This window comes from Limisphaera ngatamarikiensis (assembly GCF_011044775.1).
Lineage (GTDB): Bacteria > Verrucomicrobiota > Verrucomicrobiia > Limisphaerales > Limisphaeraceae > Limisphaera > Limisphaera ngatamarikiensis.
The window spans coordinates 1-24571 of sequence record NZ_JAAKYA010000081.1; the positions used below are offsets into that span (position 1 = coordinate 1).

19 protein-coding genes are annotated in these 24571 nt (G+C 66.2%); 5 read left to right on the forward strand and 14 right to left on the reverse strand.

The window, feature by feature from the left end:
- The first annotated feature begins 366 nt into the window (after nt 1–366).
- On the forward strand, nt 367–1095 hold the full coding sequence (gene pyrH, locus G4L39_RS12030; protein ID WP_165108434.1) for a UMP kinase: 729 nt from the start codon (nt 367–369) through the stop codon (nt 1093–1095).
- Between the two features lie 397 nt (nt 1096–1492).
- Here the strand turns inward: pyrH and G4L39_RS12035 are convergent, their stop codons facing one another.
- Nucleotides 1493–1945, reverse strand: coding sequence for a thioredoxin family protein (locus G4L39_RS12035; RefSeq protein ID WP_165108435.1), 453 nt, complete (start codon nt 1943–1945; stop codon nt 1493–1495).
- Between the two features lie 258 nt (nt 1946–2203).
- Entirely contained in the window at nt 2204–2593 is a 390-nt protein-coding gene (locus G4L39_RS12040) for a hypothetical protein (protein ID WP_165108436.1), read from the reverse strand.
- Between the two features lie 276 nt (nt 2594–2869).
- On the opposite strand from G4L39_RS12040, the gene G4L39_RS12045 reads away from it, so the two are divergent.
- From G4L39_RS12045 to mutM, 3 genes are all read left to right on the forward strand, one after another.
- On the forward strand, nt 2870–3565 hold the full coding sequence (locus G4L39_RS12045) for a nitroreductase family protein (protein ID WP_165108437.1): 696 nt from the start codon (nt 2870–2872) through the stop codon (nt 3563–3565).
- Nucleotides 3566–3666: 101 nt separating this feature from the next.
- Entirely contained in the window at nt 3667–4302 is a 636-nt protein-coding gene (locus tag G4L39_RS12050; protein ID WP_165108438.1) for a phosphoribosyltransferase, read from the forward strand.
- A 9-nt stretch (nt 4303–4311) separates the two neighbouring features.
- Nucleotides 4312–5160: a bifunctional DNA-formamidopyrimidine glycosylase/DNA-(apurinic or apyrimidinic site) lyase gene (gene mutM, locus G4L39_RS12055; RefSeq protein WP_165108439.1), complete on the forward strand. Its 849-nt coding sequence runs from the start codon at nt 4312–4314 to the stop codon at nt 5158–5160.
- Here the strand turns inward: mutM and G4L39_RS12060 are convergent.
- From G4L39_RS12060 to G4L39_RS12100, 9 genes are all read right to left on the reverse strand, one after another.
- A complete protein-coding gene (locus G4L39_RS12060; protein WP_165108440.1) occupies nt 5151–6179 on the reverse strand; it encodes an XdhC family protein in 1029 nt (342 codons plus the stop codon). The two genes, mutM and G4L39_RS12060, sit on opposite strands and share 10 nt — an antisense overlap.
- A 38-nt stretch (nt 6180–6217) precedes the next feature.
- The gene (locus G4L39_RS12065) at nt 6218–7189 is read right to left on the reverse strand and encodes an MlaD family protein (RefSeq protein ID WP_165108441.1); all 972 of its coding nucleotides are present in this window, start codon (nt 7187–7189) and stop codon (nt 6218–6220) included.
- Nucleotides 7186–7962: an ABC transporter ATP-binding protein gene (locus G4L39_RS12070; protein ID WP_165108442.1), complete on the reverse strand. Its 777-nt coding sequence runs from the start codon at nt 7960–7962 to the stop codon at nt 7186–7188. Before G4L39_RS12070 ends, G4L39_RS12065 begins: the two co-directional genes overlap by 4 nt.
- Nucleotides 7959–8696 carry an MlaE family ABC transporter permease gene (locus tag G4L39_RS12075; protein WP_165108443.1) on the reverse strand — a complete coding sequence of 246 codons (738 nt, stop codon included), beginning with the start codon at nt 8694–8696 and terminating at the stop codon, nt 7959–7961. Before G4L39_RS12075 ends, G4L39_RS12070 begins: the two co-directional genes overlap by 4 nt.
- Nucleotides 8697–8705: 9 nt before the next feature.
- Nucleotides 8706–10184: a hypothetical protein gene (locus tag G4L39_RS12080; RefSeq protein WP_165108444.1), complete on the reverse strand. Its 1479-nt coding sequence runs from the start codon at nt 10182–10184 to the stop codon at nt 8706–8708.
- A gap of 250 nt (nt 10185–10434) precedes the next feature.
- Nucleotides 10435–13008 (reverse strand): U32 family peptidase, encoded by a 2574-nt coding sequence (locus G4L39_RS12085; protein WP_343203336.1) that lies wholly within the window; start codon nt 13006–13008, stop codon nt 10435–10437.
- 82 nt (nt 13009–13090) lie between these two features.
- Nucleotides 13091–14188 (reverse strand): glycosyltransferase family 2 protein, encoded by a 1098-nt coding sequence (locus tag G4L39_RS12090; RefSeq protein WP_165108445.1) that lies wholly within the window; start codon nt 14186–14188, stop codon nt 13091–13093.
- A 284-nt stretch (nt 14189–14472) separates the two neighbouring features.
- Nucleotides 14473–15675, reverse strand: coding sequence for an aminotransferase class I/II-fold pyridoxal phosphate-dependent enzyme (locus G4L39_RS12095; RefSeq protein WP_165108446.1), 1203 nt, complete (start codon nt 15673–15675; stop codon nt 14473–14475).
- Nucleotides 15650–16129, reverse strand: coding sequence for an Lrp/AsnC family transcriptional regulator (locus G4L39_RS12100; RefSeq protein ID WP_165108447.1), 480 nt, complete (start codon nt 16127–16129; stop codon nt 15650–15652). The genes G4L39_RS12095 and G4L39_RS12100 overlap by 26 nt, the downstream gene beginning before the upstream one ends.
- Before the next feature lie 655 nt (nt 16130–16784).
- Here G4L39_RS12100 and G4L39_RS12105 point away from each other — a divergent pair.
- On the forward strand, nt 16785–18140 hold the full coding sequence (locus G4L39_RS12105) for a sigma-54-dependent transcriptional regulator (RefSeq protein ID WP_165108448.1): 1356 nt from the start codon (nt 16785–16787) through the stop codon (nt 18138–18140).
- Between the two features lie 130 nt (nt 18141–18270).
- On the opposite strand, the gene G4L39_RS12110 is transcribed toward G4L39_RS12105, so the two are convergent.
- From G4L39_RS12110 to rsgA, 3 genes are all read right to left on the reverse strand, one after another.
- On the reverse strand, nt 18271–21024 hold the full coding sequence (locus G4L39_RS12110) for a family 78 glycoside hydrolase catalytic domain (protein WP_205880987.1): 2754 nt from the start codon (nt 21022–21024) through the stop codon (nt 18271–18273).
- A 378-nt stretch (nt 21025–21402) separates the two neighbouring features.
- Nucleotides 21403–23385: a DUF5060 domain-containing protein gene (locus G4L39_RS12115; protein WP_165108450.1), complete on the reverse strand. Its 1983-nt coding sequence runs from the start codon at nt 23383–23385 to the stop codon at nt 21403–21405.
- Nucleotides 23386–23468: 83 nt separating this feature from the next.
- The gene (gene rsgA / locus G4L39_RS12120) at nt 23469–24533 is read right to left on the reverse strand and encodes a ribosome small subunit-dependent GTPase A (RefSeq protein WP_165108451.1); all 1065 of its coding nucleotides are present in this window, start codon (nt 24531–24533) and stop codon (nt 23469–23471) included.
- Between the last annotated feature and the right edge of the window lie 38 nt (nt 24534–24571).

A 24571-nucleotide genomic window follows, 5' to 3' on the forward strand; every position in this document is an offset into this window, starting at 1 on the left:
GCTGGTGGCGGGCCGTGGCGGCGGAAGCGGCGGTGCCCTCCGGCTAAACTGGAGCCACGGCACGAACCCCGCGCGCGCGCCGACCGCCCCTGGCGGCCAGGGCGGAGCATGCCCGCATCTTGGAAAAAACCACCCTGGCACGGCCCTGCGGCCCTTCCGGCGCCCGGACGACCCCTCCCCGATGGGCCCCAGAGCCCTCCCAGATCTCGTTTAGAGACTCCTCCGGTTCGAAAACATCGTTTTGCACCCCGCCCCAACGGCTGGCTAAGGATTCAGGGGGCAGAGGCCATGGGCGTCGTTTCGTTTGACGACGCCCAGCCCGCCCTGCTAAACCGCCCCGGCACTGGCACGGATCAGGAGGCAGGCATGGCGACAACAAGGCGCAAACCAAAGTATCATCGGATTCTGCTCAAGCTCAGCGGAGAGGCCCTCGGCGGCCCGCAAGGTCAGGGTATTGACCCGGAGGCGGTTCACGAAATGGCCGTGCAGATTCGGGAGGTCCGGGACCTGGGGGTGCAGGTCGTGGTGGTGCTGGGCGGTGGCAACATCTTCCGCGGAGTGGCGGGCAGTCAAAAGGGCATCGAGCGGGCCACGGCCGATTACATGGGGATGCTGGCCACGGTGATCAATGCGCTGGCCCTGCAGGACGCGCTCGAGCAACTGGGGGTGCCCACGCGCGTCCAGAGCGCCATCACGATGCATCAGATTGCCGAGCCGTTCATCCGGCGCCGCGCCGTGCGGCACCTGGAGAAGGGGCGGGTGGTGATCTTTGGTGGCGGCACGGGCAACCCGTATTTCTCCACCGACACCGCGGCGGCGCTCCGGGCGAACGAGATCGGGGCCGAGGTGATCCTGAAGGCCACAAAGGTGGACGGCATCTACGATCGCGATCCCAAACTGTACCCGGATGCGCGCCGGTTCGATCGCATCACCTACCAGGAGGCGTTGCAGCGGCAACTGAAGGTGATGGACTCAACGGCGTTTACCCTGTGCATGGACAACAAAATGCCGATCATCGTGTTTGACCTGTTCAAGCCGCACAATCTGAAGAAGGTGGTGTTGGGGGAGAAGGTGGGCACGTTGGTGACGGACTGAGCTTTGCCGGCCCGGACAGGGCCCCGCCCGGATTCCCGCATGGATTCAGCCCCCGGCTCTCCGGTCTCCCGGCCGGATCGCAAGTGGGATCATCGGCCCGGTGGACTTCGGGTTACCGCAGGTGGTGACGGGCACGGCTGCGCAGTCGGCGGCCCGGCAAAAGCAGGATGGGAAAGGTTCACGCCATTCGGTCCTTCATCTCCAAAACGGCCGCAGGCTGACCGGGCCCTAGCCCGCCCTGCGTGGCACTGAATCCGGCCGACGTTGGGGACGAAGAAGCCGGGCACACAGCAGGTGCGGGTCCGGGTCGCGTGAGACGCAAAAGGCCGCCGGCCGTCGGCGTCGACCGGAGAGACCGGGTTAAGGGAAGCTGCCGGCCGGAACCTGCCGGTTCGAATCAAGGTTTATCGGGTAACCGGAGTTGCTTCCGCACGGCGGCAAAACCGCCGCCTCCGTAACCCACCATGCGGGCCACTTCCTTGCCGTCAGCGTTCAACAGGACAAGGGTTGGGAACCCGTCGACCTTGTATTGCTCCTGCAATTTGCGGTTGGCGGCCTTGCGTTCCTCGGACTGTTGCTTTTTGCGGGGGAAGTCCAGCTCCACGAGCACGAGCCGTTTCTCGGCGTACTCGGCAAACTCCCGGGTGTCGAAAACATCCTTTTTCAGGCGGACACAGAACGGGCACCAGTCAGAGCCGGTGAAGTTGACGAGGACCTGTTTGTTTTCGGCTTTGGCCTTTTCCAGTGCCTTGGGCAGGTCTTCGAGCCAGACCGGTTCGGCGGCTGTGAGCGTGGAGATGCACAGGGCAGCCGCGCACGCGGACGCCCATCGCTGCAGGATCGTTTTCATGCACCCACCTTAGCGCGGGTTCCAATCCTTTTCCAGTGGCTGCCAGCAGACGGCCGGCGCTGGTCCAGGAAGTCCAACCGGGGTGCCAGGGGCGGTAGCGGTGAGCCGTGGGGGCGACGGGCGCGCTTTTGAAGGCCATCGGAGGGCAAATGGTGGGCCGCTTGAAGCGTGGTTGCCGCACGGTAGACAAAAGCCCTGCCGGGCGGCAGAGCTCGCGCCCGCGACACAGCGCGGGACTACTGACGCACGCCTGCGCTCTCACCGCAAGAGACGCCGCCCCCGCAACCGGTCCAGCCCCGGCCGGGGCTGTCGTTGCAGCCGACCCGAGCCGAACGGACAAGTTTTCCACACCGGCTGGAGGCGCTGACAGTCGGCCGGCAACAACGCCGGGCTGATCCGGCACAACACCCCCCGCACGGCCACGCCACTCCCCAAGCCGACCCGCGAGTGGTGCTCATGCAGGCCAACCATCAGACCCTGCCAGTCGCCCGCCCTCTCGGCGGTGCTGCGGAACTGCTGGTGATCGGCGAAACTCTCCACTGCCACGATGCAATGGCCCCACCAGTTCAGCCAACCGGCTGAAAGCCGGATGGTCCGGAGGGCCAGGGCGCAGCTGGCCAGATCGAGCAGTGACAGCGTTGGCGGCATGTTGGAAAATCAGCACGAGCAGGGGAATGCGCCCGGTCTCCTTCTGCCCCGCCCTCCGCACCCGCTGAAAAAAGCATGCCCTCTCGAATTAGCGCTGAGCAGGCGCCCGTGGGGCGGTCACCGGCCCGGGGGGTGCCGGGTCGAGCCGCAGGGGTGTGCAGGGATCGGCGTCCGATGCGGCTCACAGGTTGAGTGGCGTCAGAGAGTTGCACAAGGATTCCTGATGGATAGACTCGGTCGGATCTCGGACTCTAAACCACAAAGTGGCGGATAACCATGAAAGCGAAAGCCCGATCCTCCACGGTTTGTGCAGTTTTGCTCCTGGTTCAGTCGCCTGCGTACCTGGCGGTTCGTGCCCAGGAACCGGCCGTGGTGCCGTTGCCCAAGCCGCAGATGCAGGGTGGCAAGCCCGTTCTGGACGCGTTGCGTGAGCGGCGGTCGTCCCGGAGTTTTCGGCCGGACAAGCTTCCGCCGGAGTTGCTGGGGACACTGCTGTGGGCGGCGTTCGGGGTCAACCGACCGGCGGACGGGCACCGGACGGCGCCGTCGGCCATGAACCGCCAAGAGATTGACGTTTACGTCTGTACGGCTGATGGGGTCTACCTCTACGACGCGCCGGGGCACGCGTTGCGGGTGATCCGACGGGAAGACATGCGCGCGGCCACGGGTCGGCAGGATTTCGTGCGGGTGGCGCCGCTCAATCTCGTGCTGGTGGCTGATTACGGTCGGATGACGCGGGTGCCGGACGACAAAAAGCCGGTCTGGTCGGCCGTGAGCGCGGGGGCCATTGTGCAGAACGTGTATTTGTTATGTGCCTCGGAAGGGCTCGCCACGGTGGTGCGCGGAACGTTTGACGAGGCGGAACTGGCGCGGGCCCTACAATTGCGTCCGGAGCAGAAGGTGGTGGTGGCCCAGACGGTGGGTTGGCCGGCCGCGACTTCGGAGACGGCGCCGGCAATGCCCCGGCAGTGAGTCTGGCGGACCCTTGGCGAAGCCGGTCCGCACACCGGATTTGCAGGCCAGCCGTGCGTTGCGCAGTTTGCACACGGGCAAAACCCGGCTAGGCTCGGATCATGAGATTTGCGTCGCGGGCGGAGGCGGGTCGGCTGTTGGCGAGGCATCTGGCCGGGGCCGGGGTGAGCGCGGATGTGGTTGCAAGCCTGCCGCGGGGCGGCGTGGTGGTGGCAGCGCCCGTGGCACGGCTTCTGGATGCGCCTTTAACTGCGTGGGCGGTGCGCAAGATCGGACACCCCTTGAACCCCGAGTTTGCGGTGGGCGCCCTGGCCGAGCCGGATGTGCTGTGGTTGGACGAACGTTGGGTCCGGCACGATCCCGACCTGCATCGGGAGCTGCGGCGCATTGTGGCGAAGGAGCAGGAGACGATGGTGGCGCTGGCCGGGTTTCTGCATCCCCAGGGATTGCCGCCGCTCCGGCACCGCCGGGTTCTGCTGGTGGACGACGGACTGGCCACCGGTGCCACGGCTTGTGCGGCGGCCCTGGCGGTGCGCAAACAGGATGCCGAAGCGGTGGTGGTGGCCGCACCCGTGGCCTCGCCGGAAGCGGTGGAGCGGCTTCGTCAGGTGGCGGACGATGTGCATGTGCTGTGGTGTGATCCGGACTTTGCGGCCGTGGGGCATTACTATGAGTCGTTTGAGCCCCCGGACGCGGAGGAGCTGAGACGGCTGTTACAGCCGGACGACAAGGGCTGAACCGGTAGCATGCCCGAGTTGCCCGAGGTGGAGGTTTTGGTGCGCCACCTGCGCGCGCGGGTGGAGGGCCGTCGGATTTGCGAGGCCCGGGTTCTGCGGCCGGCCCTGCTGGAATCGGCAACGGTGGAGGAAGCCCTCGCGCGTTGGGTGGGGCGCCGCATCGAAGCGGTGCGCCGCCGGGGCAAGTACATTTGGCTGGGTTTGGCCGTGGCGGGATGCGATTGGGTGGAAGGTTTCTGGCTGCACCTGGGGATGACGGGCCGGCTCTGGTTGCAACCGCAGGAGGCGCCATTGCCCCTGCACACGCGCGCCTTTTGGGACCTGGAGGATGGGCGGTTGGTTTTCAGCGACCCACGGGCGCTGGGCCGGTGCGGTTTTGGGAGCGAGGCGTTGCAGCGGCTGGGGCCGGAACCATTGGATCGGTCTTTCACGGCGGTCCGGTTGCATCGTCAACTGGGACGCTCCCGCCAAAGCCTCAAGGTGCGGCTGATGGACCAGACCGTGGTGGCGGGTTTGGGCAACATTTACGTCTGCGAGAGTCTGTGGGAGGCCGGGTTGTCGCCGTTCCGGTCCGCCGAAACGCTGGGCCGGGCCGAGTGCGTGCGATTGGCGGCGGCCATTCGGCGTGTACTGCGGCGGGCCATCCGGTTCGGATCCGGCCTTGAGCTGGATTGGGCCGGGACGGGGCGGGACCGGCTTTTTTACTTTGGCCGTGCGTCCGGGGGCGAAGGGCGAAGGCCGGAGCGGTTTGCGGTGTATGAAAGGGAGGGCCGGCCCTGTCGCAGATGCGGCGCATCCGTCCGGCGTGTGCGGCAGGCGGGTCGCAGCACGTACTATTGTCCGGTTTGTCAGGTCTGAGCGGGGGTGGAAGCCGGTGAAGCCGCTGCGCTCCCACCGCCCGCACCGGCAGGCGAGGTGTCAGGTTCGGTGGCGGTTTCGGCCGAATCCGACTTTCTGGCCAGCCCGAGCAACTCGGCCCGACGCTGGATGAACTGGGCCAGCACGCTCACGGCGATTTCGTTCACGCCGATGGCGTGGATGGGCAGGCCGACCGGGCAGACCAGCCGATCCAACTGCTCCGGCGTGGCGAGTTTCTGGCGAAGAAACTGTTCGCGGATCAACCGGGCTTTGCGACGGCTACCGATCATGCCGAGGAACGCGAAGGGTCGGTGGATCCATTCGGACAGGACCAGTGCGTCGTGTTGATGTCCGCGCGTCACGATGAGTCCGAACGTGGGCACCCGCGGGAACGACTCCTGCAACAGTTCGTGCCACGGGCCCACCCGCAGGCAGGTCGCCTCCGGAAAGAGCCGGTGATTGGCCAGGCCCGGCCGATCGTCGAACACGGTCACGTGAAAGTCCAGTTGAAGGGCCAGGGGTGCCACGGCCTGGGCCACATGTCCGGAGCCGGCGATCCAGAGGGCCAATGGCGGGTGGACCGTTTCCTGGTAGAGCCATGCGCCGCCGGTGTCCTCAACGCGCGCGATGGTGAAGTCGTCGCGCACCCCCCAGCGGACCGGTTCGGTTACGCGGGCCAGCAGGGTCCAGAGGTCACCGTGTTGATGGGCTCCGGGCAGAATCAATCCATAGACCCGGCCGCCGCAGATCAGGCCGTCATCCCAGCCGAAGTCGTGGTCGAGGAGCAGGTCGAACGTATCGGGCTTTCCCGAGCGCAACGCACGGAGGGCGCGGGCCTGAACCTCGGCTTCCAAGCAGCCTCCGCCCAGGGTGCCCACGATCCCGCCGTCCGGAAGGAACAGGGCCTTGGCGCCGGTACGTTGGGGGCTGGAACCTTTGACCCTGGCGATCAGGCCCAGGGCAAACGGTTGGCCCGCTGCCGAGAGCCGGGCCATTTCCTCATAAATGCGTCGGGTCATGGTGCCGGGAGCGGGTGGACGTCGGACTTCGTTCGAACTCAGAACAAGGTGTTGACCAGGAGGCTCATGACACTGAGCGGACCCTGGTCTTCCAGGGCTTCGGTGGCCTTGTCGAGTTTCTGCAGGGTGAGCCGGGCGTTCTTGTACAGGGCATCGTCATTGACCAGTTTGCCGACCGACCCCTCGCCGCGGTTGATTTTTTGGAGGATTTCCCGGAGCTGGGTTACGGCGTTGGTGGATTCCTGGTAAAGGGCGGGGTCGGTGAGCAACCGGCCCAGGGTGCCCTGTCCGGCGCGTGCGTCGGCCAGCAGGCCCCGGGCATCCGCCACGGCCTGTTGCACGCTGTCGAGCGTGTGGTCGAGGTTCGACACCGTGTTCAGGGCCGCTGCGTGGAGGGCATCGCTGTAGATCAACCGGCCGATGGTGCCCTCGCCCGAGCGGATCTGGGTGGTCACGTCGCGGAGGTTGGTGAGGGTCTGGCTCAACGCACCGCTGTTTTGCCGCACGAAATCGGTCAGGGGCCCCAGCAGATTGTCGATTTTATCGCCGGTGAAGCTGCGGGTGAGGTTTTCCACGCCCGAGGCCACGGAATCCAGGCGCGCCATCAACGCGGCGAAATCGGGTTGTTCAGCCGACTTCAGCACGGTGTCGTTCACCGCCCGCGGGGCCTCGGGTCGCCCGAAATCGAGGGACACGTAGTTCTGGCCCATCAGGCCGGTGAACTTGATGGTGGCGACACATTCGGTGTTCACGGGGTGATCGGGTCGGAGTTTCATGGTGACGCGGACGCGGTCGCCTTCGAGCCGGATGTCCTCGACCCGTCCGATGTCCACGCCGGCCATCTTGACGCGGTCCCCCACCTTCAGCTCCAGCACGTTGCGAAACAGCGCGTGGACGCGCGGTCCCTGGCGGAACCGTTCCCATCCGCCGGCCATTTCCATCACCAGCACACCGGCCACCAGGGCCACGGCCACAAACATGCCCAACCGGGTCTCCAACGAATCTTTCATGTGCGCACCTCCTGGGAAGCTTGCAGCGTTGCCGCCTGAAGAAACCGTTGCAGGACCGGATCCGGATGGTGGGCCAGCCGATCCGGCCGGTCCACCGCCACCAACCGGCCCTCATTCAAAAAACCAATCCGGTCGCCCACCGCAAAGGCCAGGTCACGATCATGGGTCACCACGATCGAGGTGACCCCGATGCGATCCCGCAGGCTCAGGATTTCCTCGGCGATCACGCGGGCGGACAGCGGGTCCAGTTCGCTTGTGGGTTCATCGTAGAGAATCAGCTGCGGTTCCATGACCAGCGCGCGGGCGATGGCCACCCGTTTGCGCATGCCGCCGGAGAGCTGGCCGGGCAGTTTGTCCTCCGTGCCGCTCAATCCCACCAGCGCCAGCTTTTCCGCCACGATCCGCCGGATCTCCTCCGGCGGTCGCAGCCGATGTTCGCTCAGATACAGACCCACGTTCTCCGCCACGGTCAGGGAATTCAGCAGGGCACCCGATTGAAACACCATGGCCACCCGGTAACGGTCCAGCACGCCGGGCCCGCGCACCGGTTCGCCCTGGATCCGGATCTCGCCCGCGTCGGGTTCCTCCAGCCCGATGATGTGCCGCAACAGCACGCTTTTGCCGCTACCGCTGGGGCCCATCAGCACAAACACCTCGCCCGGAGCCACCGAAAAGCCGATCCCGCGCAGGACCTCTTCGGTGCCGAAACGTTTCCGCAGGTCGCGCACCTCCACCGCCACGCCGTCCGACTGCGCATGCGAGGTCGTGTTCATGAGAGCAAGAGCCGGGTCAGGATGTAATCGCACACCACGATCAACACAATGGAGTTCACCACCGCCTTGGTCACCGAGCGGCCGATGCCGCGCGGGCCGCCCCGGGTTGTGAGCCCCTGGTGACAGCAGATGACGCCCACGATCAGGGCAAACACGAAGCTTTTGAACAAACCGTTGAGCACATCCTCCAACGCCACCACGTCCCGCAGATTCTCGAAAAACGCCTGAAAACCGATGGCAATCCGGTCGTTGTAGGCCGCCACCAGGGCGCCACCGAACCAGCCGACCATGATCGCCACCATCACCAACAACGGCAGGGCCACCGCCAGCGCCACCAACCGCGGCAGAACCAGAAAATGCACCGGATCGATCCGCATCGTCCGCAGCGCGTCGATCTCCTGGTAGACCTGCATGGAGCCGATTTCCGCGGCCATGGCCGACCCGTTCCGTCCGGCAATCAGAATCGCCATCATCACGGGCGCCAGTTCCTTGCAAATGGACACCCCCACGATCCCGCCCACGGCTGCAGCCAGTCCGCGGTCCACCAACACCGGGCCGGTTTGCAACGCCACCACCGCCCCGATGAAAAACGACAGCATGCAAACCATCAGCAGGCTGGCGTTGCCGATCTCGTAAAACTGCTCGAACACCTTGCGGCGATGCCGCCACACCAGCGGCAACGCCCGCAGGGTCCGCCCGAACAACAACACCATTTCGCCCAGGTTCCGAAACATGGCAAATCCTCAGCCTCCGGCTCCCCCACCCGGCCGGGCGCCCGGGCCGGGCTGCGATTTTCCCGGCGCGGAAACGCTCTGGGTGCCGGACTGGCCGGTCCCGGACCGCCCGCCCACCGGCAACCCAAACACCCGCCAGCGCAACCCGGCCGCATCCGATTCATACCGGACCGCTCCGAACAACAGCGAGCCTTTTCGCCCCGCGGGCGTCCGATCCCATCGCCAGAGATTCCACAGCAATGATCCGGCGGCGCGGCCGGTTACCGGATCTTGTTCCATGCGCCAAACCGACCACAGCGGGCTGTAGTTCCGCTCCACACCCGGATTGCCCGGCAGCACCGGCTCCAACAGTGCCACCACCTGCAGTCGGCTCCGGCCCTGTTCATCCTCGCGATACACGGCCAGTGGCCACAACGCGCGCCGCAGCCGCCGCCCCTCCACCAGCCGTTCCTCCACGTCCCGATACACAAACAGACCCACGCGACGCTCGGTACGGTCCACGGATTCCGTGGTGCTGTGCCGTTCCTGCCACAGCGGCCACAAAATGAATTGGCGCGTCTGACGGGGGGCGGTGGAGACGCCGTACAGGGGCCAGAACCGGTGCGTGGATCGTCCGGGACCTTCGCCCCAAACCACAAACGGCCAGGGTGCACCCACCTCGTGATAACCGCTGACGGCGTTGGTGCTGAAGGTCACGCCCAGAGGCCAGCCCCAAGACCGGCTCTGCTGCCGGGCCGATACCGTTTCGGCATAGAACGGTAGCACGGCCCTCTGGTGAACCGGCTCTTCGGTGCCGAGCCCCGTGTGGGCGTCGAGATAAACCGGCCACAGCACGAAGCGTTTCCGGTGCCCCGGCACGGATTCGGTTTCGTCCCATGCGTTGGTGCGCGTGGTGGGCACTTTTTCCTCCCGGCCGTAAAACGGCCAGAATTGCCATCCCTCAAGACCCGGACCGCGTCGGGTGTGGAACAGGGGGTACAACCAGTTCTCCGTGATCACCTCCCGCTTGCGTGTGCGGCTCCACAGCGGGAACAGCACCACATCGATCTCGTCCCGGAACAGCCGGTTCTCCAAATGTCCGTACAAGGGCAGGATGGCGAAGGAACGGCGCGCGGGGTCTTCGGATCGCTGCCAGAACAGCAGGGGAAACAGCGTGAACCGCTCCGTGGTGCGGTCGGACTGGTCCTGCCCGCGGCTCCATGACAACACCTGGAGCAGTTGCCAGCGGGCTTCCGGCCCTGTCCGGTCGTATGTGCACAGCGGATAAAGCACGTCCACCGAGGAGCGCTCCAGCCCGTTCCATTGCTGCACGGAAACCAACGGATGCAGGGCCCGGGTCACGGTCTCATCGTCCTGTTGCCAGCTCAAGAACGGCCCCAGGGCTTCGGTGCGCCTGCCCTCGCGCAAGGTCAGTTGAAAGTCGTGGAACAACGGGCCGGCCTCGAATGCCGTCACCTGCATGGCCGAGGCAAGCAGTCCCGTGATCATGCATCGTCGCAACCGTTGAGGCCAACCCGTACGCACGTTGCGCGCTCCATTAGCCCACCCACCCTGCACCGTCAAGCCGACCGCCGGGATCGATACAGGTTCCCGGTGGCCGGTGCGTGCCCGGCCCGGCCAACCCGCGGCCAACCGGGGGCCGGCCGCAGCCGGGGGCGGTCCGCAAATCCCACACGGCTCCGGCACCGGGCGGTTCCGCGGAACCCGTGCATGGGCCGTCCCGGGTCCTGCCGGGGGCTCAACCCCTCCGCAGGGTGCCGCGGGTGACACCCAGTTGGTGCACCAGACGCAACTCGCGCCACAACGTTTCACCGTCGATCTCGCCTCGCAACAGTGCGGCGTAGCGCGAGAGGGTCCGGACCACCTCGTCACCCGGTTCCTCCACAAACTCGATGCGAAAATGTCGCACGCCGGCCCGTATCAGTCGCCCGGCGTATTCGGCTCCGGTCTGGGCCCGGGCGTTGAAGACCGTGTTGCGGCATCCGGCGTCGGCTTTCACCGGATGCAGCGCACCCACCCGATCCCGCAACTGCACGCGGTGTTTCTCGCAGGGGCGGCCGCAGTCCCGGTAGTCATGTCCCTGCGACAAAAACGCGCAGAACACGCAGTGCTCCATGTGAAACATGGGCATGTGCTGGTGGAGGGTGACCTCCACGCGACCCGGCGGGAGGGCCCGCACCAGGGCCTCCAACTGGTCGGCGTCCAGGTCGTAACTGGCGGTGACCCGTTCCACGCCGAACCGCTCCAGGAAAAAGGCCGCTGCCAGATGATTCGCCACGTTCAGAGTGGCGTCGCCCACACAGCGCTGCCCGTGGAAGTGGTACAACTGGTCCGCGTTCCGGACCAGGAAACCGTCCGCACGGCTCGCCGCCAACTGCCTCAGGATCCATTCCTCGCCCGGCTTGCAAATGCGCGGGCCGGCCACCCAAATCGTCGCCGGCCGGCTGCGCCCCGCATTGATTCGGCGCACCCGTTCCACCGCGGCGGGGTACTGCTTCGGGTTCTCAAAGTCGCAATAGATCGTTTCCGCGCCCCAGTTCAGGGCCGCGTCCAACTGCTCCATGGACCGGACCAGCACAGTCAACGCGGGCCCGGCCGGCACACCGGGGGCTGGAGCGGGCCCGTCGGCGGAGACCTCATCGCGGGTGCGCGGACCCGTCACCGGTTCGGCCCGCACGGTCCAACGCGGAGGTTCCTTCCGGAGCCTTTCCAATTGGGCCACGGCTTCGCGCCGCAACCGGTTCAGCTCTCGAAAGGGCAGCAGCACCGACCCCTCCAAAGCGCATTCCAACCCCGCCAGATAAAACGGTGTACCGCCCAAGCGCCCGAGTTGTTCCTGCAGGACCTCCGGCGTCAGGGGCCGGTCCCGCGCCGGCTCCAACCGCAGGGCCGACCGCACCGTCACCGACCGTCCCTGCTCATCCGTCACGCAAAGTTCCATGGGTGCGCCCGCCTGACCGCGCACACGCATGATCACGGGACGGCAGTAGCGCGGTTGATCTCCTTCGAAGGAACGTCGCCACGATCGCTCCAGGGCCGGGTCGCTGGTCTTCCACACCTTTTGGCCCGGGCGCACACGCGCCCAGCGGATGGTCCCGTGTCCAAACCGCAGACGCAACCGGGCCACATCGCTACCGTCCCGCCCCACCGGTTCAACCGCATGGACCCGACCGCCCTCCTCTTCCACCTCCGGGTGCCCGGCGTCGAATACCACACCGTCCCCGGGCCGAACCGGTCCCACCGCGGCCAGGATCACCGAACCGTTTTCCACCCGCACCACTTCGCCCAGGTACACACCTCGTTTCTTGCCAAAGCGACCGTGGACCAGTGCCTGATTATCGATGCCGCGCAGCCAACCCGTGTACAACCCGCGCGAGAAAGCCATTTCGAGACCGTACCGGGTCTCCGGGTCCACATTCCAAACCGGCGGCAGTTCCTCCGGTGTCCGCGCCATGGCGGCCAGGCGGTCCAGGGCCTGCCGATACGCCCGCGTCACGTTCGCCACGTACTCGGGGGATTTGAGCCGACCTTCAATCTTCAGCGAAGCCACCCCGGCACGGATCAGCTCCGGCAGGAGCTCCAGACCCATCAAATCCTGCGGGCTCAGCAGGTACTGGCGGTCACCCAGGGGTACCGGCCGGTCGTCGGCCACCAGTCCGTAGGGTAACCGACACGCCTGCGCGCACTCGCCCCGGTTGGCCGAGCGCTGGCCCAGGGATTCGCTGGTCAGGCACTGACCCGAATAGGCCACGCAGAGCGCACCATGCACAAACACCTCCAGCGGCAGCGGCCGCCCGGCCGGATGCCGCGCCTGCGTCTCCTGAATCCGCCGGATTTCAGGGATCGAACATTCCCGCGCCAGCACCACCAACTGGCAGCCCAGTTCCCGGGCCAGATCCACGCCGGCCGCGCTGGTGATCGTCATCTGCGTGGAGGCATGCATGGGGAAGTCCGGCGAGAGCATGCGGACCAGCCGCGCCACCCCCACGTCCTGCACCACGACCGCGTCCACGCCGGCAACCATCATGGCGCGCAACAGTGCCTCTGCTTGCGGAAGTTCCGGCTCAAACACCAGCGTGTTGAAGGTCACATAGCCGCGGACGCCCCGCAGGTGCAGCCACTCCATCAGCGCCGGCAGCTCCTCCACCGTGAAGTTGCGGGCGCGCATCCGCGCATTGAAAAGCTCGAGACCGAAATAGATCGCGTCGGCCCCGTTCTCGACCGCGGCCCGTACACAATCCCAGTCGCCCGCCGGCGCCAACAACTCCGGCAGCCACGCAGGTCGGGCCGGAGGGACCCGGCACTCCGGCACGATCGCGGGCTCGCGTGCTTGTACTGACACAGCCGTTTCCACCGCCGCTCAAGGTGCTCCGGCTTGGTCCCACTGGCAAGGTTCACCCCACGGCGGTGGGCGCTCCGGGCTCACCGGCCGTTTGCCGCAGCGGCGGTTTTTCCTCAGGTCGACCCAATCCCCGCGGTGGCCGACCGCGCACCGGACCCCGGACCAGGCCGCTCCACACACCCGATCCCCAGCAGGCGTGAATCATGAACAAGACCAAGGGCAGCACCAACCCACTGCGGCGGTCCCAACCCCCGGGCCGGGGCGGACGGGTCAGCTTGATCGTGGCCAGACCCAACCAGGCCGCGTAAAGCAGCCCCCACGCAGCCGCCACCGGAACCCAGGTTCCATCCATCAGAGCCGCGCCCCCCAAGCCCACGTTCGCAGCCATCCACAACGGCGGCACGGCATGACGGGGTTGCAAGGAACCCGGTGCCATTGTCAGGAACCGGCCCTTCCAATGCCCGTACCGGAGGTATTGTCGGGCCAACCGGCCCAGCGTAGATCGGACCCGGTACTGTGCGCGCACCCCGGGCAGGAGGATCACCCTGCCGCCGGCCTGCCGCAGCCGGTAGTTGAATTCGTAATCCTCGTGACAGGGAAAGCCTTCATGAAACAGGCCCACCTGCTCGAACGTCTCCCGGCGCGTCACCCAGAACGGGACACTGTCCACGGTCTGCACCGGGTCGGACGTTGAAACGGTTCTGTACCGTGCGTTGCCCACGCCCCATGGGGAGGCGACCGCCCGCGCCACCGCCGCCCCCAGCCAACCTTCCCCCACGCAATCCCATGCCCCTCCCACCATCACCAGACCCGGCTCGCGATCCAATCGGGCCACGCACTCACGCAAATACCCGGGCGGCCATATGCCATGTCCATCCAACCGGGCCAGCAACTCCCCGCGAGCGGCCCTGAGCCCGAGGTTCAAACCCACGGGGATGATTCGCCGCGGGTTCTCCAGCAGTCGCAGTCGTGGATCCTGCCGGGCCAGTCGCGCCAGAATATCCCGCGTCCCGTCCGTGGAGCCGCCGTCCACGACGCACACTTCCAGATCATCTCGCGGCCAATCCTGGCCCAACACCGAGCAGACCGCGGCCTCGATGGAATCGGCCTCGTTCCACACCGGCATGATGACGGAAACCAACCGCCGCATTGCCCGCCTTCTAAACGTGCGCTTCCCTTTTTGCGTCAAGTCCGCCCGGTCCCGTCCCTGGCGCCCCCACCGCAAATCAATGCTTCGGATTGCAACAAGCCCCTGGTACGGCCCTGCCCGGCGCCCGGCCTCCCGTGCTCACCGTCCCGCCTGGCAACCGCAGGGCAGCAGCGGCGCAAGGCTTGTGGCGATCCCCACCAAGGACCGGTTCAGCCCCGCCACCCGGCCGACCCCATCCTGCCCTGACCCGCCACGGCTCTCCCCCGCCGGAGCCGGTGCAGCTGTCAGCCTGCCCGGGCGGGTCCCGCCTTCTCCAGCCGCGCAATGAACCGCCCCAGCCGCTTCATCGCCTCTTTCAACTGTTCCATCCCGGTGGCATACGCACACCGGAGGAAGCCCTCCCCGCAATCGCCAAAGGCCGTACCCGGCACGGCCGCCACTTTCTCCTCCTGCAACAACCGGAGGGCAAACTCCTTCGAGGTCAGTCCGAAACGCCGGATCTCCGGAAACGCGTAAAACGCGCCCCGCGGTTGGGAACAGGGCAAACCCAGATCCCTCAACGCCGACGCCACAAAATTGCGCCGGCGCCGGTACTCGTCCACCATTTCGCGCACGTCCTGTTCCGGTCGTGTCAGTGCCTCCAGGGCCGCCTTTTGACTCAGCGACGACGCACAAAGCATGGTGTACTGGTGAATCTTCATCATCGCCTCGGTGAGTTCCGGCGGCGCACAGGCATAACCGAGCCGGAACCCCGTCATGGCCCAGGCCTTGGAGAAGCCGTGCAGGAAGATGGTGCGCTCGCGCATCCCCGGCAAACTGACCAGGCTGACATGCGGCGCGTCATAGGTCAGCTCGGCGTAGATCTCGTCCGTGATTACCAACAGGTCGTGTTTTCGGACGAAATCGGCGATGTCTTCCAGGTCCCGCCGGTCCATCACCGCACCGGTGGGGTTGTTGGGAAAATTCAGCAAAAGCACCTTGGTCCGGGGCGTGACCCTTGCCTCGAGCATGGCCCGGGTCAACCGGAAACCGTCTTCGGGCCGGGTTTCCACCGCCACCGGCACGCCGTGCGCAAACAGGACCAGCGCACGATACGACACGTAACAGGGCTCGTGATACAGGACCTCGTCCCCCGGGTTGATCAGGGCCCGCAAGGCCAGGTCCAACGCCTCACTCACACCCACGGTCACCAGGATTTCCGTCTCCGGGTTGTACTCCGCACCGAACTGCTGCGCCACGTACCGCGACAACGCCCGTCGCAGCTCCAGATACCCGAGATTGCTCGTGTAATGGGTGGCGCCCCGTTCCAGCGCAAACACCGTGTACTCGCGCACGTGCCACGGCGTGTCAAAATCCGGTTCCCCGATGCTGAGACTGATCACGTCCCGCATCGTGCTGACAATGTCGAAGAAATCACGGATGCCCGACCGCGGAATGTCCCGCACCTGCCGGGCCAGCCGGTCACGGAGAGACAGCGAGCCGTTCATCGGGAGACTCCGGATGCATCAGAACACCCAGCCGCTTGTACGTCTTGAGCATGAAGTGAGTGGCCGTGGACAACACCCCTTCCAGCGGTGCCAGTTTCTCGCTCACGAACGCCGCCACCTCGCGCAGGTTGCGACCCTCCACGAACAACAGCAGATCGTACGCGCCGCTCATCAGGTACGCCGACCGCACTTCCGGAAACCGGCTGATCCGCTCGGCGATACGATCGAACCCACCCTCGCGCTGCGGCGTGACCTTCACCTCGATCACCGCCGTCACCTTGTCCAGATCCAGCCGGTCCTCATTCAGAATCGCCTGATACCCGCGAATGATCCCCGCCTTTTCGTATTCCCGGATGCGCGCCTCCACCTCCTCCACCGAGAGGTTCAGCATGCGGGCGATCGTCTCGCGCGATTCCAGCGCGTTGCTGGCCAGGATTTTCAACAGCTCGTCCATAGGCGTCCCATCGTAAACATTGGGCCGCAACCTACCGGCTCCGTTCCCGCCCGTCGAGTGTGAAACCGGCCTGCCCTCCCTTCGCCCAGGGACCGGCTCACGGCCCGAGAATTGCCGCGGCCCGGCCCCCGCAGGGCCGCCCCGGACCCTCTGCGCAACCTCCCGCTGGTGGGTCGAATGGCCTCAGGTCTCCGTACCCGCCGCCCGGCCCCGGCGAGGAGGGACCGGCCTCTGCGCCGGGTGAACCCGCCCATGTCCGAATCGGGCGACCCCAGGTCGGTGCCGCATGACCGCTCTCGAGTCGCCATCCCCATGGCAAAGCCTGCACGATCGCCTCTTCGAACCACGAAACCGGGCACGGCCCAAATTGCAGGAGGGCCGTTCCCAGGGAACGGTCAATCCCTGCGGCGCGCTCGTGTGGGTGGGATCTCCGCCGACCAAACACGGCCCGTTCTAAGAGGGTGCGATTCTCGGTCGGGCACCGCGGGAACTGATGCAGGTCCCTCGTGAAGGCCGCCGACCTTTTCACCGCGCGAGCCGGCCCGACCGGAGCCGCAGCCGGTGGTGCATCCAATGGGGTGAGGTTGCGGGGCCTACGGTTCCGGAAATCCCCTTGTGAGGCGGATGCCGCCGATTAGGATGTACCCGGGCACTCATGAACCGGGCGCCGCGTATTCTGATCGTGGACGATGACCCGGGCCAGCGGAGTTTGTTGGAATCGTTCCTCCGCGGCCGCGGCTACGCCACACTCACCGCTGCCAGCGGCGAGGAGGCCCTGGAAATTTTGGAGCGCGAGCCGGTGGACCTGCTGATTTCGGACGTGCGGATGCCCGGGATCTCCGGGTTGGAAACCCTGCGTCGGGCGCGTCGCCAGAATGCCCTTCTGCCGGTGTTGCTGGTCACGGCGTATGCCGACATCCGGGAAGCCGTGGGGGCCATGCGGGACGGCGCGCTCAATTACCTGCCCAAGCCGATTGACCTGGAGGAACTGCTGCAACTGGTCCGCCAGGCCACCGGCCAGACGTCGGGCCGGCCGGATCTGGGGCCGCGTCCGGAGCTGCCGCCGGACGTGATCGCCGTCAGTCCGCAGATGCAGGCGGTGTTCCGGGACGCCGCCCTGGTGGCCGCGTCGGAAAGCCGGGTCCTGATCACGGGCGAGAGTGGCGTGGGCAAGGAAGTGGTGGCGGATTTGATCCACGCCTGGAGCCCCCGGGCGCGCGGACCATTGATCAAGATCAACTGCGCGGCGATTCCCGAAACGTTGCTGGAAAGCGAGCTGTTCGGTCACGAAAAAGGCGCCTTCACCGGGGCCACGCGACAACGGATCGGCCGGTTTGAGGAGGCGCGGGGCGGGACGTTGTTCCTGGACGAAATCGGCGACATGGCGTTGCCGCTGCAGGCCAAGCTGTTGCGGGTAATCCAGGATGGCCGGTTCCAGCGCATCGGATCCAACCTGGACATCCACTCGGACGCGCGAATCATTGCCTCCACCAACCGGGACCTGGAAACGGCCGTGCGCGAGGGCCGGTTTCGCGAGGACTTGTACTACCGGCTGAACGTGGTGGAGTTGCATGTGCCGCCCTTGCGGGAACGGCCGGAAGACATCCTGCCACTGGCCACGCATTTCCTCCGGCAATTCACAGGCGGGCGCGCGCGGTTTGCGCCCTCGGTGGCCGAGATCCTGCATCGGTACCCCTGGCCCGGGAACGTCCGCGAACTGCGCAATGTGATGGAGCGGGCGGCGTTGCTGTGCCGGGGCGAGCTGGTGCTCCCCGAACATCTGCCGGCCCGCATCCTGCGCACGCTCCAAGAGACCGAGGCAACCGCCGGCTCGCCCGAATCGTTGCGCCTGGAGGAGGTGGAGCGGGAGAAGATCCTGGAGACACTGCAACGGTGCGGGTTCAACCGGACCGAAACGGCGCGCGTGCTGGGAATCAGCCGGCGCGCGCTGGTGTACAAGCTGCAACGCTACCGCGCAGCCGGGTACTTGGTGGATCCGCCGGGCAGTTGAAGACAGGTGCGGCACGTGCGCCGGAGATGACCGGCGCCACGGGCAAACGCCACGGCGGGGCACCCCGCCGAAAAAGGTGCACACTCGAAGCCGACCCCGCATGAGCCACTCCGGGCCTCCGGTGGTCCGATCAAAACCGGCTCTGGAATTCGTAGGTGCCCGATTGCACGGCAAACACCGCGCGGTCACCTTCCATCCGGAGAAACTCCACGCCGGGGCTTTCCCCGGCGGGGCGGCCGCTTTCGGTCACTCCCCCGACCTCCAGCGCCGGCAGCCACACGGTGCCGCGGGTGTTGGGAGGCAGCGTGACCCTGAGTCGGAACGCCCCGTCTTCGCGGCGCCATTCCGTCTCAATGAGACCCCGCACGGAATCGTATCGGGCCCGCGCCCGGGTGAGATCGCCCACCGGATCGGGCCGGATGATGATCTTCTTGAATCCGGGGCCGTCAGGATCGCATTCAATGCCGCAGAGGTCCTTGTAGAACCACTCGGTAATGTGCCCGAGCATGAAGTGATTGTGTGAGCCGGTGGGACGCGCATCCCAAAATTCCGTCAATGCGGTGGCGCCCTGCTCGATTTGGTAGCCGTACCCGGGAGGCTCGCGACGGTTGACCATCCGGTACACGACATCGGAGTGACCGGACTCGGCCAGTGCCTGGACCAGGAACCGGAACCCGACATCGCCCGCCGTCATGGCCCAACCCTGCACTGCGAGGTCGCGGATCAAGGAGCCCAGCACCTCCTCGCGCCGGGCCGGGTCGGCCAGGTCCATGGCCAACGCGATCGCGTTGGCGGCCTGGGAACCGGTGGCGTACCCGCGCCGGGCCGGATCCCAGAAGGCCTCCCGGAACGCGGCGCGGATCAGATCGGCCTTTTGAGCGTAGGCCGTCGCATCGGCTTCACGTCCGAGCACCCGGGCCACACGGGCCAGGGTGGCGGCGTTGAGGTAATAGAAGGCGGTGGCCGTGACGGCCGGGGGCGTCAATTCGGCCCGGTTGAGCCGTTGTGGTCCCCAATCGCACCAGTCACCCAGACCCTGGTCCAGCAAACCGTGGGAGGCGCGCCCCTCCAACCAGGCGAAGTATCGTTGCATTCGGTCGTAGTACGCCCGCAGCAGGTCCGCGTCGGCGTAAAACACGTACTGTTGCCAAGGCACCTGGATGAAGGCGCTGCCCCATTCGGCAGCGGCACGGAAGGGGCCGTCAAACACGGTGTATTCGGGCGCAATGTTCGGCACGAGCCCGTCCGGTTGTTGCGCATCGGCCATGTCGTGCATCGCCTTGGTGAAGAGCCGGCCCAGGTCGAACTCATACCGGATGGAGGGGCCGTTGAGGTGATATTGTTCGAGCCAGCCGAGTTTCTCCCGATGCGGGCAGTCGGTCAGAATGGAGACCATGTTGGCGCGCTGGGCCCAGCGGACCAGATCGCGGATGCGGTTCAGTAACGGGTTGGAACACTCGAACTCGCCCACCGGCTCGGAGATGGAGTGAACCAACACGCCCTCCAGGGAGACGATTTCGGGCAGGGCACCTCCGGGTTGGGCGGGGAACAGCCGGGCTTCCAAATAGCGGCAACCCACGTAGTAAAACTGCGGGAACCACGTCTCCACGCCTGCCGTCTCGCTGTCCGCGCCGTGTTCCGCGTCCCCCCGCAAAGTGTACTGCCACCAGGAAAGGCCACGGTCGGGACTGCCCATGGTGCGCCGGTCGATTGTCCCGTCGGGAAACAGGATTTCGGCCGGTGTCAGACGCACGGCGCTGCCGGCCGGGCCGCGGACCCGGAGCCGCGGCATCCAGGAGGCGTTCTGGCCGAGGTCGAAGATCCACAGGTCGGGCGCAAGCTGCCTGACCGAGACGGGTTTGCGGGTTTCAATGGCCCGGATGGGCAGGGCCGCGGCCTGATGGCCGCGCAACGTGGCGGCCGGCCGCACCACGGCCACCGCAAAATCCCACTCGCGATCGTCGAACCCCGGGAGCTTCCATCCCGGCGGGTCCCGGCGCGCGTCGTAATCCTCCCCGCCGTAAATGCTGCTGTAGGTGATGGGCCCGGGATGCACCTTCCACGTGGGATCAGTTCCGACAAATTCCGTCGAGCCGTCCGCATATTCCAGACGCAGATGCAGGATGGCGCGCAACGGTCCAAACGAACCGGTGAACTTGGCGAAACGGTGGCGTCGGACCACGTGGTACATGCCGTTGCCGAGCATGAGGCCGACGGCGTTTTGGCCGGGCCGCAACAGGCGGGTCACATCGTAGGTGTCGTAAAGCGTGGTCTTGCGGTAGTCGGTCCAACCCGGCGTGAAGAGGTCATCACCCACGCGGTTGCCGTTGAGAAACATCTCATAATGACCGAGCCCGCAAACGTGCACGACGGCGCGGGTGAGGTTGGGACGCACGTCGAATTCCTTGCGCAGGATGAGCGCTTCGGTTTCGGCCGGGGCGCAGATCCACCGGCCGCGCCATTCCGCCGGATCCAGGATGCCCATCAACCAGGTGCCGTTGGTGCTCCACGGGGAGGGACGCCCGTTTTCATCCCACACCCGCACCTTCCAGAACACCTGCTCGGACGACCGCAACGGTCGCCCGCCGTATCGGATGTGGAGGGTTTCGTCCGAAAAGACCCGGCCCGAATCCCACAGGTCGCCTTCGTCCCGGGCAAGTCGCTCGGGTGACGAAGCCGCCAGGATTTGCCAGGCCGTCTGACGGCGGCCGCGGCCGCTCCCGGTCAGCTTCCACGAAAGGCGCGGATTCGTGACCTCCACGCTGCGTGCAAAGGCATCGTATTCGCAGCGCAACGCAATCGGTTGCAGCTCACCGGCCGCATCCACCGGCCGGATCCCCACCAGGAACAGTCCCGGCACAACCCAACCGGTCGTCCGCGCCACAGAGGCCATCGTCCGGCACAGGGATCGAATCCCACCAATCATGGCGCCGAGTCTACCCCGCCCGGACCCGCCGGGCCAACGCCGGGCGCAAGAACCGGGCAACAGGACCGCGCCCGACCCCAGCCGCCGGGCCAGAGACGGGAGGGCCCGGCTCCCGAACAAGGGAGCGGCGGAATCGAACGATAAGCCTTCTGACGGCCCATGGAAAGGTCTGCAGCATGGACCGGCCACGTGATCGGCCTCGCAACCGGGCCCTGACGTGTCCCGAAGACCTGATGCCGGAAATGCTCGGCAATCCACAAGGTCAAGGGTGCGGGCCGTAAGGGTCCACCCCCACGCCCATGAATCGCTGCGCAGGCCCCGTCCCGGCGAACCGAGCTACGGACCTGGTCCCGGGGCGGAGCGACGAACAAGGACAACCCAATCCTGATCCGGATCCGAGGGCGGTGCTCCCAGGCACACACGGCCGGGCCCGCGGACGTTGCGGACCGTGCCCGGCTGAAGTTCACCGCCCTCGCGGGGGTTATACCAGGCCACTGAAAAACTCTGCTCGAACCGCTGCAGGTCCAGGGTGACGGAACCACCCTCGGTCAGATAGATCACGTAGAGTTCGCCGGGTTGCGCCAGGCAAAACCGGGTGTTCTCGTGGGTCGGATTGTCCACAAGCACGTCCGCGTTGTGCAGGGCCCAGAAAGGGATGTGCTGTTCGCGGAAGAACGAGAGGGCCAGACGGGCGTACCGCCAGCTTCCCTCCCGGCTACGCCAGTCCTCGCATTGCAGGTCGTTCTGGGGAAGGTCGTAACCAAAGTAGTACTCCACGCCGGCGCCGCCCGCCATCAGGGTGCCCCAGAGACAGTACTTCCGAATTTCATGCAGCGTATACGTGGCTTTGCCGTCTCGTGCGACGCCATCGTGCCCGGCATAGCCGGGGTCGGGCGGTACACCGCCCGAGGCGGGATTCTGTTCATCGTGAGAAACGACCCAGGGATGGCCGGCCACGGTGGAGCGTTCGATCCAGTGCAAGGTTCGCCGGTGCGCCTGGGCCCAGTGGTTTTGCAGGGAGACCCCTGTGAGCACGGTGGGGTCGCCGAGCAAGGGGTTGTAGACCCGGTCCTGCTGGGAGGGAAAAGTGTGGATGACAACGGGATGATCGTATGGATCGAGGGCACGCAGCCATTGCGCCATGGCTCGGATCTGGTCCGTGGTTTGGGAGTTTTCCTCGCCCAGGTTCCATTGCAGGGCGGGCAAATGGGCGAACCGTGCCACCAGTTCGCGCAGGTACAATTTCCGTTCCGGCCCCAGGTCTCCGCCATCCAGGGCCTCCGGTACGGGGCGGACCGTCCCGTCGGCACCGGGCCGGTTGTCGTCCATCTCGGTTTCCTGGAGTTTGAAATGTACCATCAGACCGCGCGCGTTGGCGTGCTCGAACACCAGGGCCCACTGGTCAAGCTTCGAACAGTCGTAGTGAAACTTCGCCGTGCGCGCCACAAACGGCCAGACATCATCGCCGTCGCCTCCCGCGTTGTAGGTGAGCATGCTCACGGAGTTCATCCCGCGGCCTGCCAGGTAGTTCAGCGCACCGATCAACCCTTTGCCCCGGCCGTTTTGCCAGGACGGGTCGCCGGGCCGCCAATCCCGCACATGCGGCTGCCAGGATTTGAGTCGGCCGGCCGGAGTGTTTTCACCGGGTCGAGCCGCGCGGCGTGCCGGTGCCACCGTGCCATCGAAGTCGGCATAACCGAGCAGGTTTTCAGGCGAGTCGGCGCCCGCCTTGAGAAAGAACTCCCGAGTACCCGCGGTGCGCAGGTACCGCTGACCGACGTATTCCAGCCGGCCACGCCCGCGGAAGTCGGGGAACGATTTGTCCGTGGGACCGATCTGAAACGAACCGGACCGATGAAAGAGCTGGCGGGCACTGGTAAGAGCGTTGTCGTCGATGGCCACACCCCGTCCCTGCCAGAGCCGCAGCTCATAGTGCCACAGGCCGGAGGCGTTCGGCGTAAAATGCACGCGCCAGCAGGTGCCGGCTTCCGCCGACGTCTCAGCGGCCCGTCCATCGGCGGCAAAGTAGCCCGGCACTTCCCAAACCCGCCCCGAAGCGCCATGCCGGAACGTGGCGGTCAACCGGTAGTCGGTGAACGGGTTGGGATCGGTATCCGTCTCACGGGCGAACGGTCCGTCCAAATCCAGTGTGATCTTGTGCCATTGCTTGAGCTCACCGTGGATTCTGACGGTACCCGTGCCATCCCCGGCTCGAGTCGCGCCCGCCACCGGGACCGGGGACTGCGAAAAGGCCGGCAGCGGAACCGCAGCAGATGCAAGAAACCCGGCGCCCAACCAGCAAAGCCACCCGCGTTTCATGTCCTCCAGTGTCGGGTGCACACAAAGCCGGGGCAAGTCGTTGCGGTCCGGCCACAAAAACCCGGCCGGAAGGCGGTTTGAGGTCAGTCTGCACCCGGCCGGGACCGCAAGGGCCGGGGCTTTTGTCGCGGCGGCCGTTGCCAGTGACGAATCCGATGCAGGTAATCCAGTTCCTGACGCAATTTCAGGTAACTGGCCAGTCGCTCCGGATCCAGTTCCCCGGCCGCCGCCGCCGCCCGGACGGCACACCCCGGCTCGGTCTGATGCTGGCAATCGCGGAACTTGCAGCGGAGCGCCAGCAGTTCAATGTCCGGAAACGCCTCGTGCAATCCCTCCCCGGCCATCCAGAGGTGAAACTCCCGTATGCCGGGCGTGTCAATCACCAGCCCCCCGTCAGGCAACACGATCAATTCCCGCCACGTGGTGGTGTGCCGCCCTTTGTGATCCCGTTCGCGCACCTCGGCCGTGGGTTGGATCTCTTCGCCATAAAGTCGGTTGATCAGGCTGGATTTCCCCACGCCGGACGGACCAATGAATACCCCGGTACGCCCCGCCGGCAGGAGCCTGCGCAATTCCTCAACCCCCAGACCGGTGCGTGCGCAGGTGAGGATGACCGGTGCATCACCGGCCCTTCGACGGGCTTCATGAACCAGCGCGGCGGGGTCGGGGCACAGATCGGCCTTGTTCAACACCACGGCCGGTTGGACACCACCCTCCAGGCACATAAGCAGCATCCGCTCAAGCAGACGGGGTTGAAACGTCTGATCCAGTGCCTGGACCAGGAACGCCACATCCACGTTCGTCACCAGCACCTGCTCCTCGGTCTCCCGGCCGGCCACCTTGCGGGCCAGTCGGGTCCGGCGCGGCAGGACCACCTCAATGCGCGCCGGCTGACCCCGCGCGCCGGGGACGCGGTACCCCACCCAATCGCCCACCTTGGGCAACTCGGCGTCACTCTGGGCAAGCCGGACCATCCGGCCCGGAACCTGCCCCTCGCATTCGCCCTCCTCGCCCCAAAGCAGGTAACGATACTTCTCCTGCGTGACCACCCGCGCCGGGCGCAAACCGGCTGCGCGGTGGGGTCGAAAAGCGTCCTCCCAGGCCGTATCCCAACCCAGTACCTCCAACGACGGTGTGTGGCCGTTCATGCAGGCTACACAGCTAATCACAGGTTGAAGACTCTGGC

Coding starts and splice junctions, on each gene's coding strand:
- pyrH (WP_165108434.1), top strand. CDS start 367: ATGGCGACAACAAGGCGCAAACCAAAGTATCATCGGATTCTGCTCAAG.
- G4L39_RS12035 (WP_165108435.1), bottom strand. CDS start 1,945: ATGAAAACGATCCTGCAGCGATGGGCGTCCGCGTGCGCGGCTGCCCTG.
- G4L39_RS12040 (WP_165108436.1), bottom strand. CDS start 2,593: ATGCCGCCAACGCTGTCACTGCTCGATCTGGCCAGCTGCGCCCTGGCC.
- G4L39_RS12045 (WP_165108437.1), top strand. CDS start 2,870: ATGAAAGCGAAAGCCCGATCCTCCACGGTTTGTGCAGTTTTGCTCCTG.
- G4L39_RS12050 (WP_165108438.1), top strand. CDS start 3,667: ATGAGATTTGCGTCGCGGGCGGAGGCGGGTCGGCTGTTGGCGAGGCAT.
- mutM (WP_165108439.1), top strand. CDS start 4,312: ATGCCCGAGTTGCCCGAGGTGGAGGTTTTGGTGCGCCACCTGCGCGCG.
- G4L39_RS12060 (WP_165108440.1), bottom strand. CDS start 6,179: ATGACCCGACGCATTTATGAGGAAATGGCCCGGCTCTCGGCAGCGGGC.
- G4L39_RS12065 (WP_165108441.1), bottom strand. CDS start 7,189: ATGAAAGATTCGTTGGAGACCCGGTTGGGCATGTTTGTGGCCGTGGCC.
- G4L39_RS12070 (WP_165108442.1), bottom strand. CDS start 7,962: ATGAACACGACCTCGCATGCGCAGTCGGACGGCGTGGCGGTGGAGGTG.
- G4L39_RS12075 (WP_165108443.1), bottom strand. CDS start 8,696: ATGTTTCGGAACCTGGGCGAAATGGTGTTGTTGTTCGGGCGGACCCTG.
- G4L39_RS12080 (WP_165108444.1), bottom strand. CDS start 10,184: ATGATCACGGGACTGCTTGCCTCGGCCATGCAGGTGACGGCATTCGAG.
- G4L39_RS12090 (WP_165108445.1), bottom strand. CDS start 14,188: ATGCGGCGGTTGGTTTCCGTCATCATGCCGGTGTGGAACGAGGCCGAT.
- G4L39_RS12095 (WP_165108446.1), bottom strand. CDS start 15,675: ATGAACGGCTCGCTGTCTCTCCGTGACCGGCTGGCCCGGCAGGTGCGG.
- G4L39_RS12100 (WP_165108447.1), bottom strand. CDS start 16,129: ATGGACGAGCTGTTGAAAATCCTGGCCAGCAACGCGCTGGAATCGCGC.
- G4L39_RS12105 (WP_165108448.1), top strand. CDS start 16,785: ATGAACCGGGCGCCGCGTATTCTGATCGTGGACGATGACCCGGGCCAG.
- G4L39_RS12115 (WP_165108450.1), bottom strand. CDS start 23,385: ATGAAACGCGGGTGGCTTTGCTGGTTGGGCGCCGGGTTTCTTGCATCT.
- rsgA (WP_165108451.1), bottom strand. CDS start 24,533: ATGAACGGCCACACACCGTCGTTGGAGGTACTGGGTTGGGATACGGCC.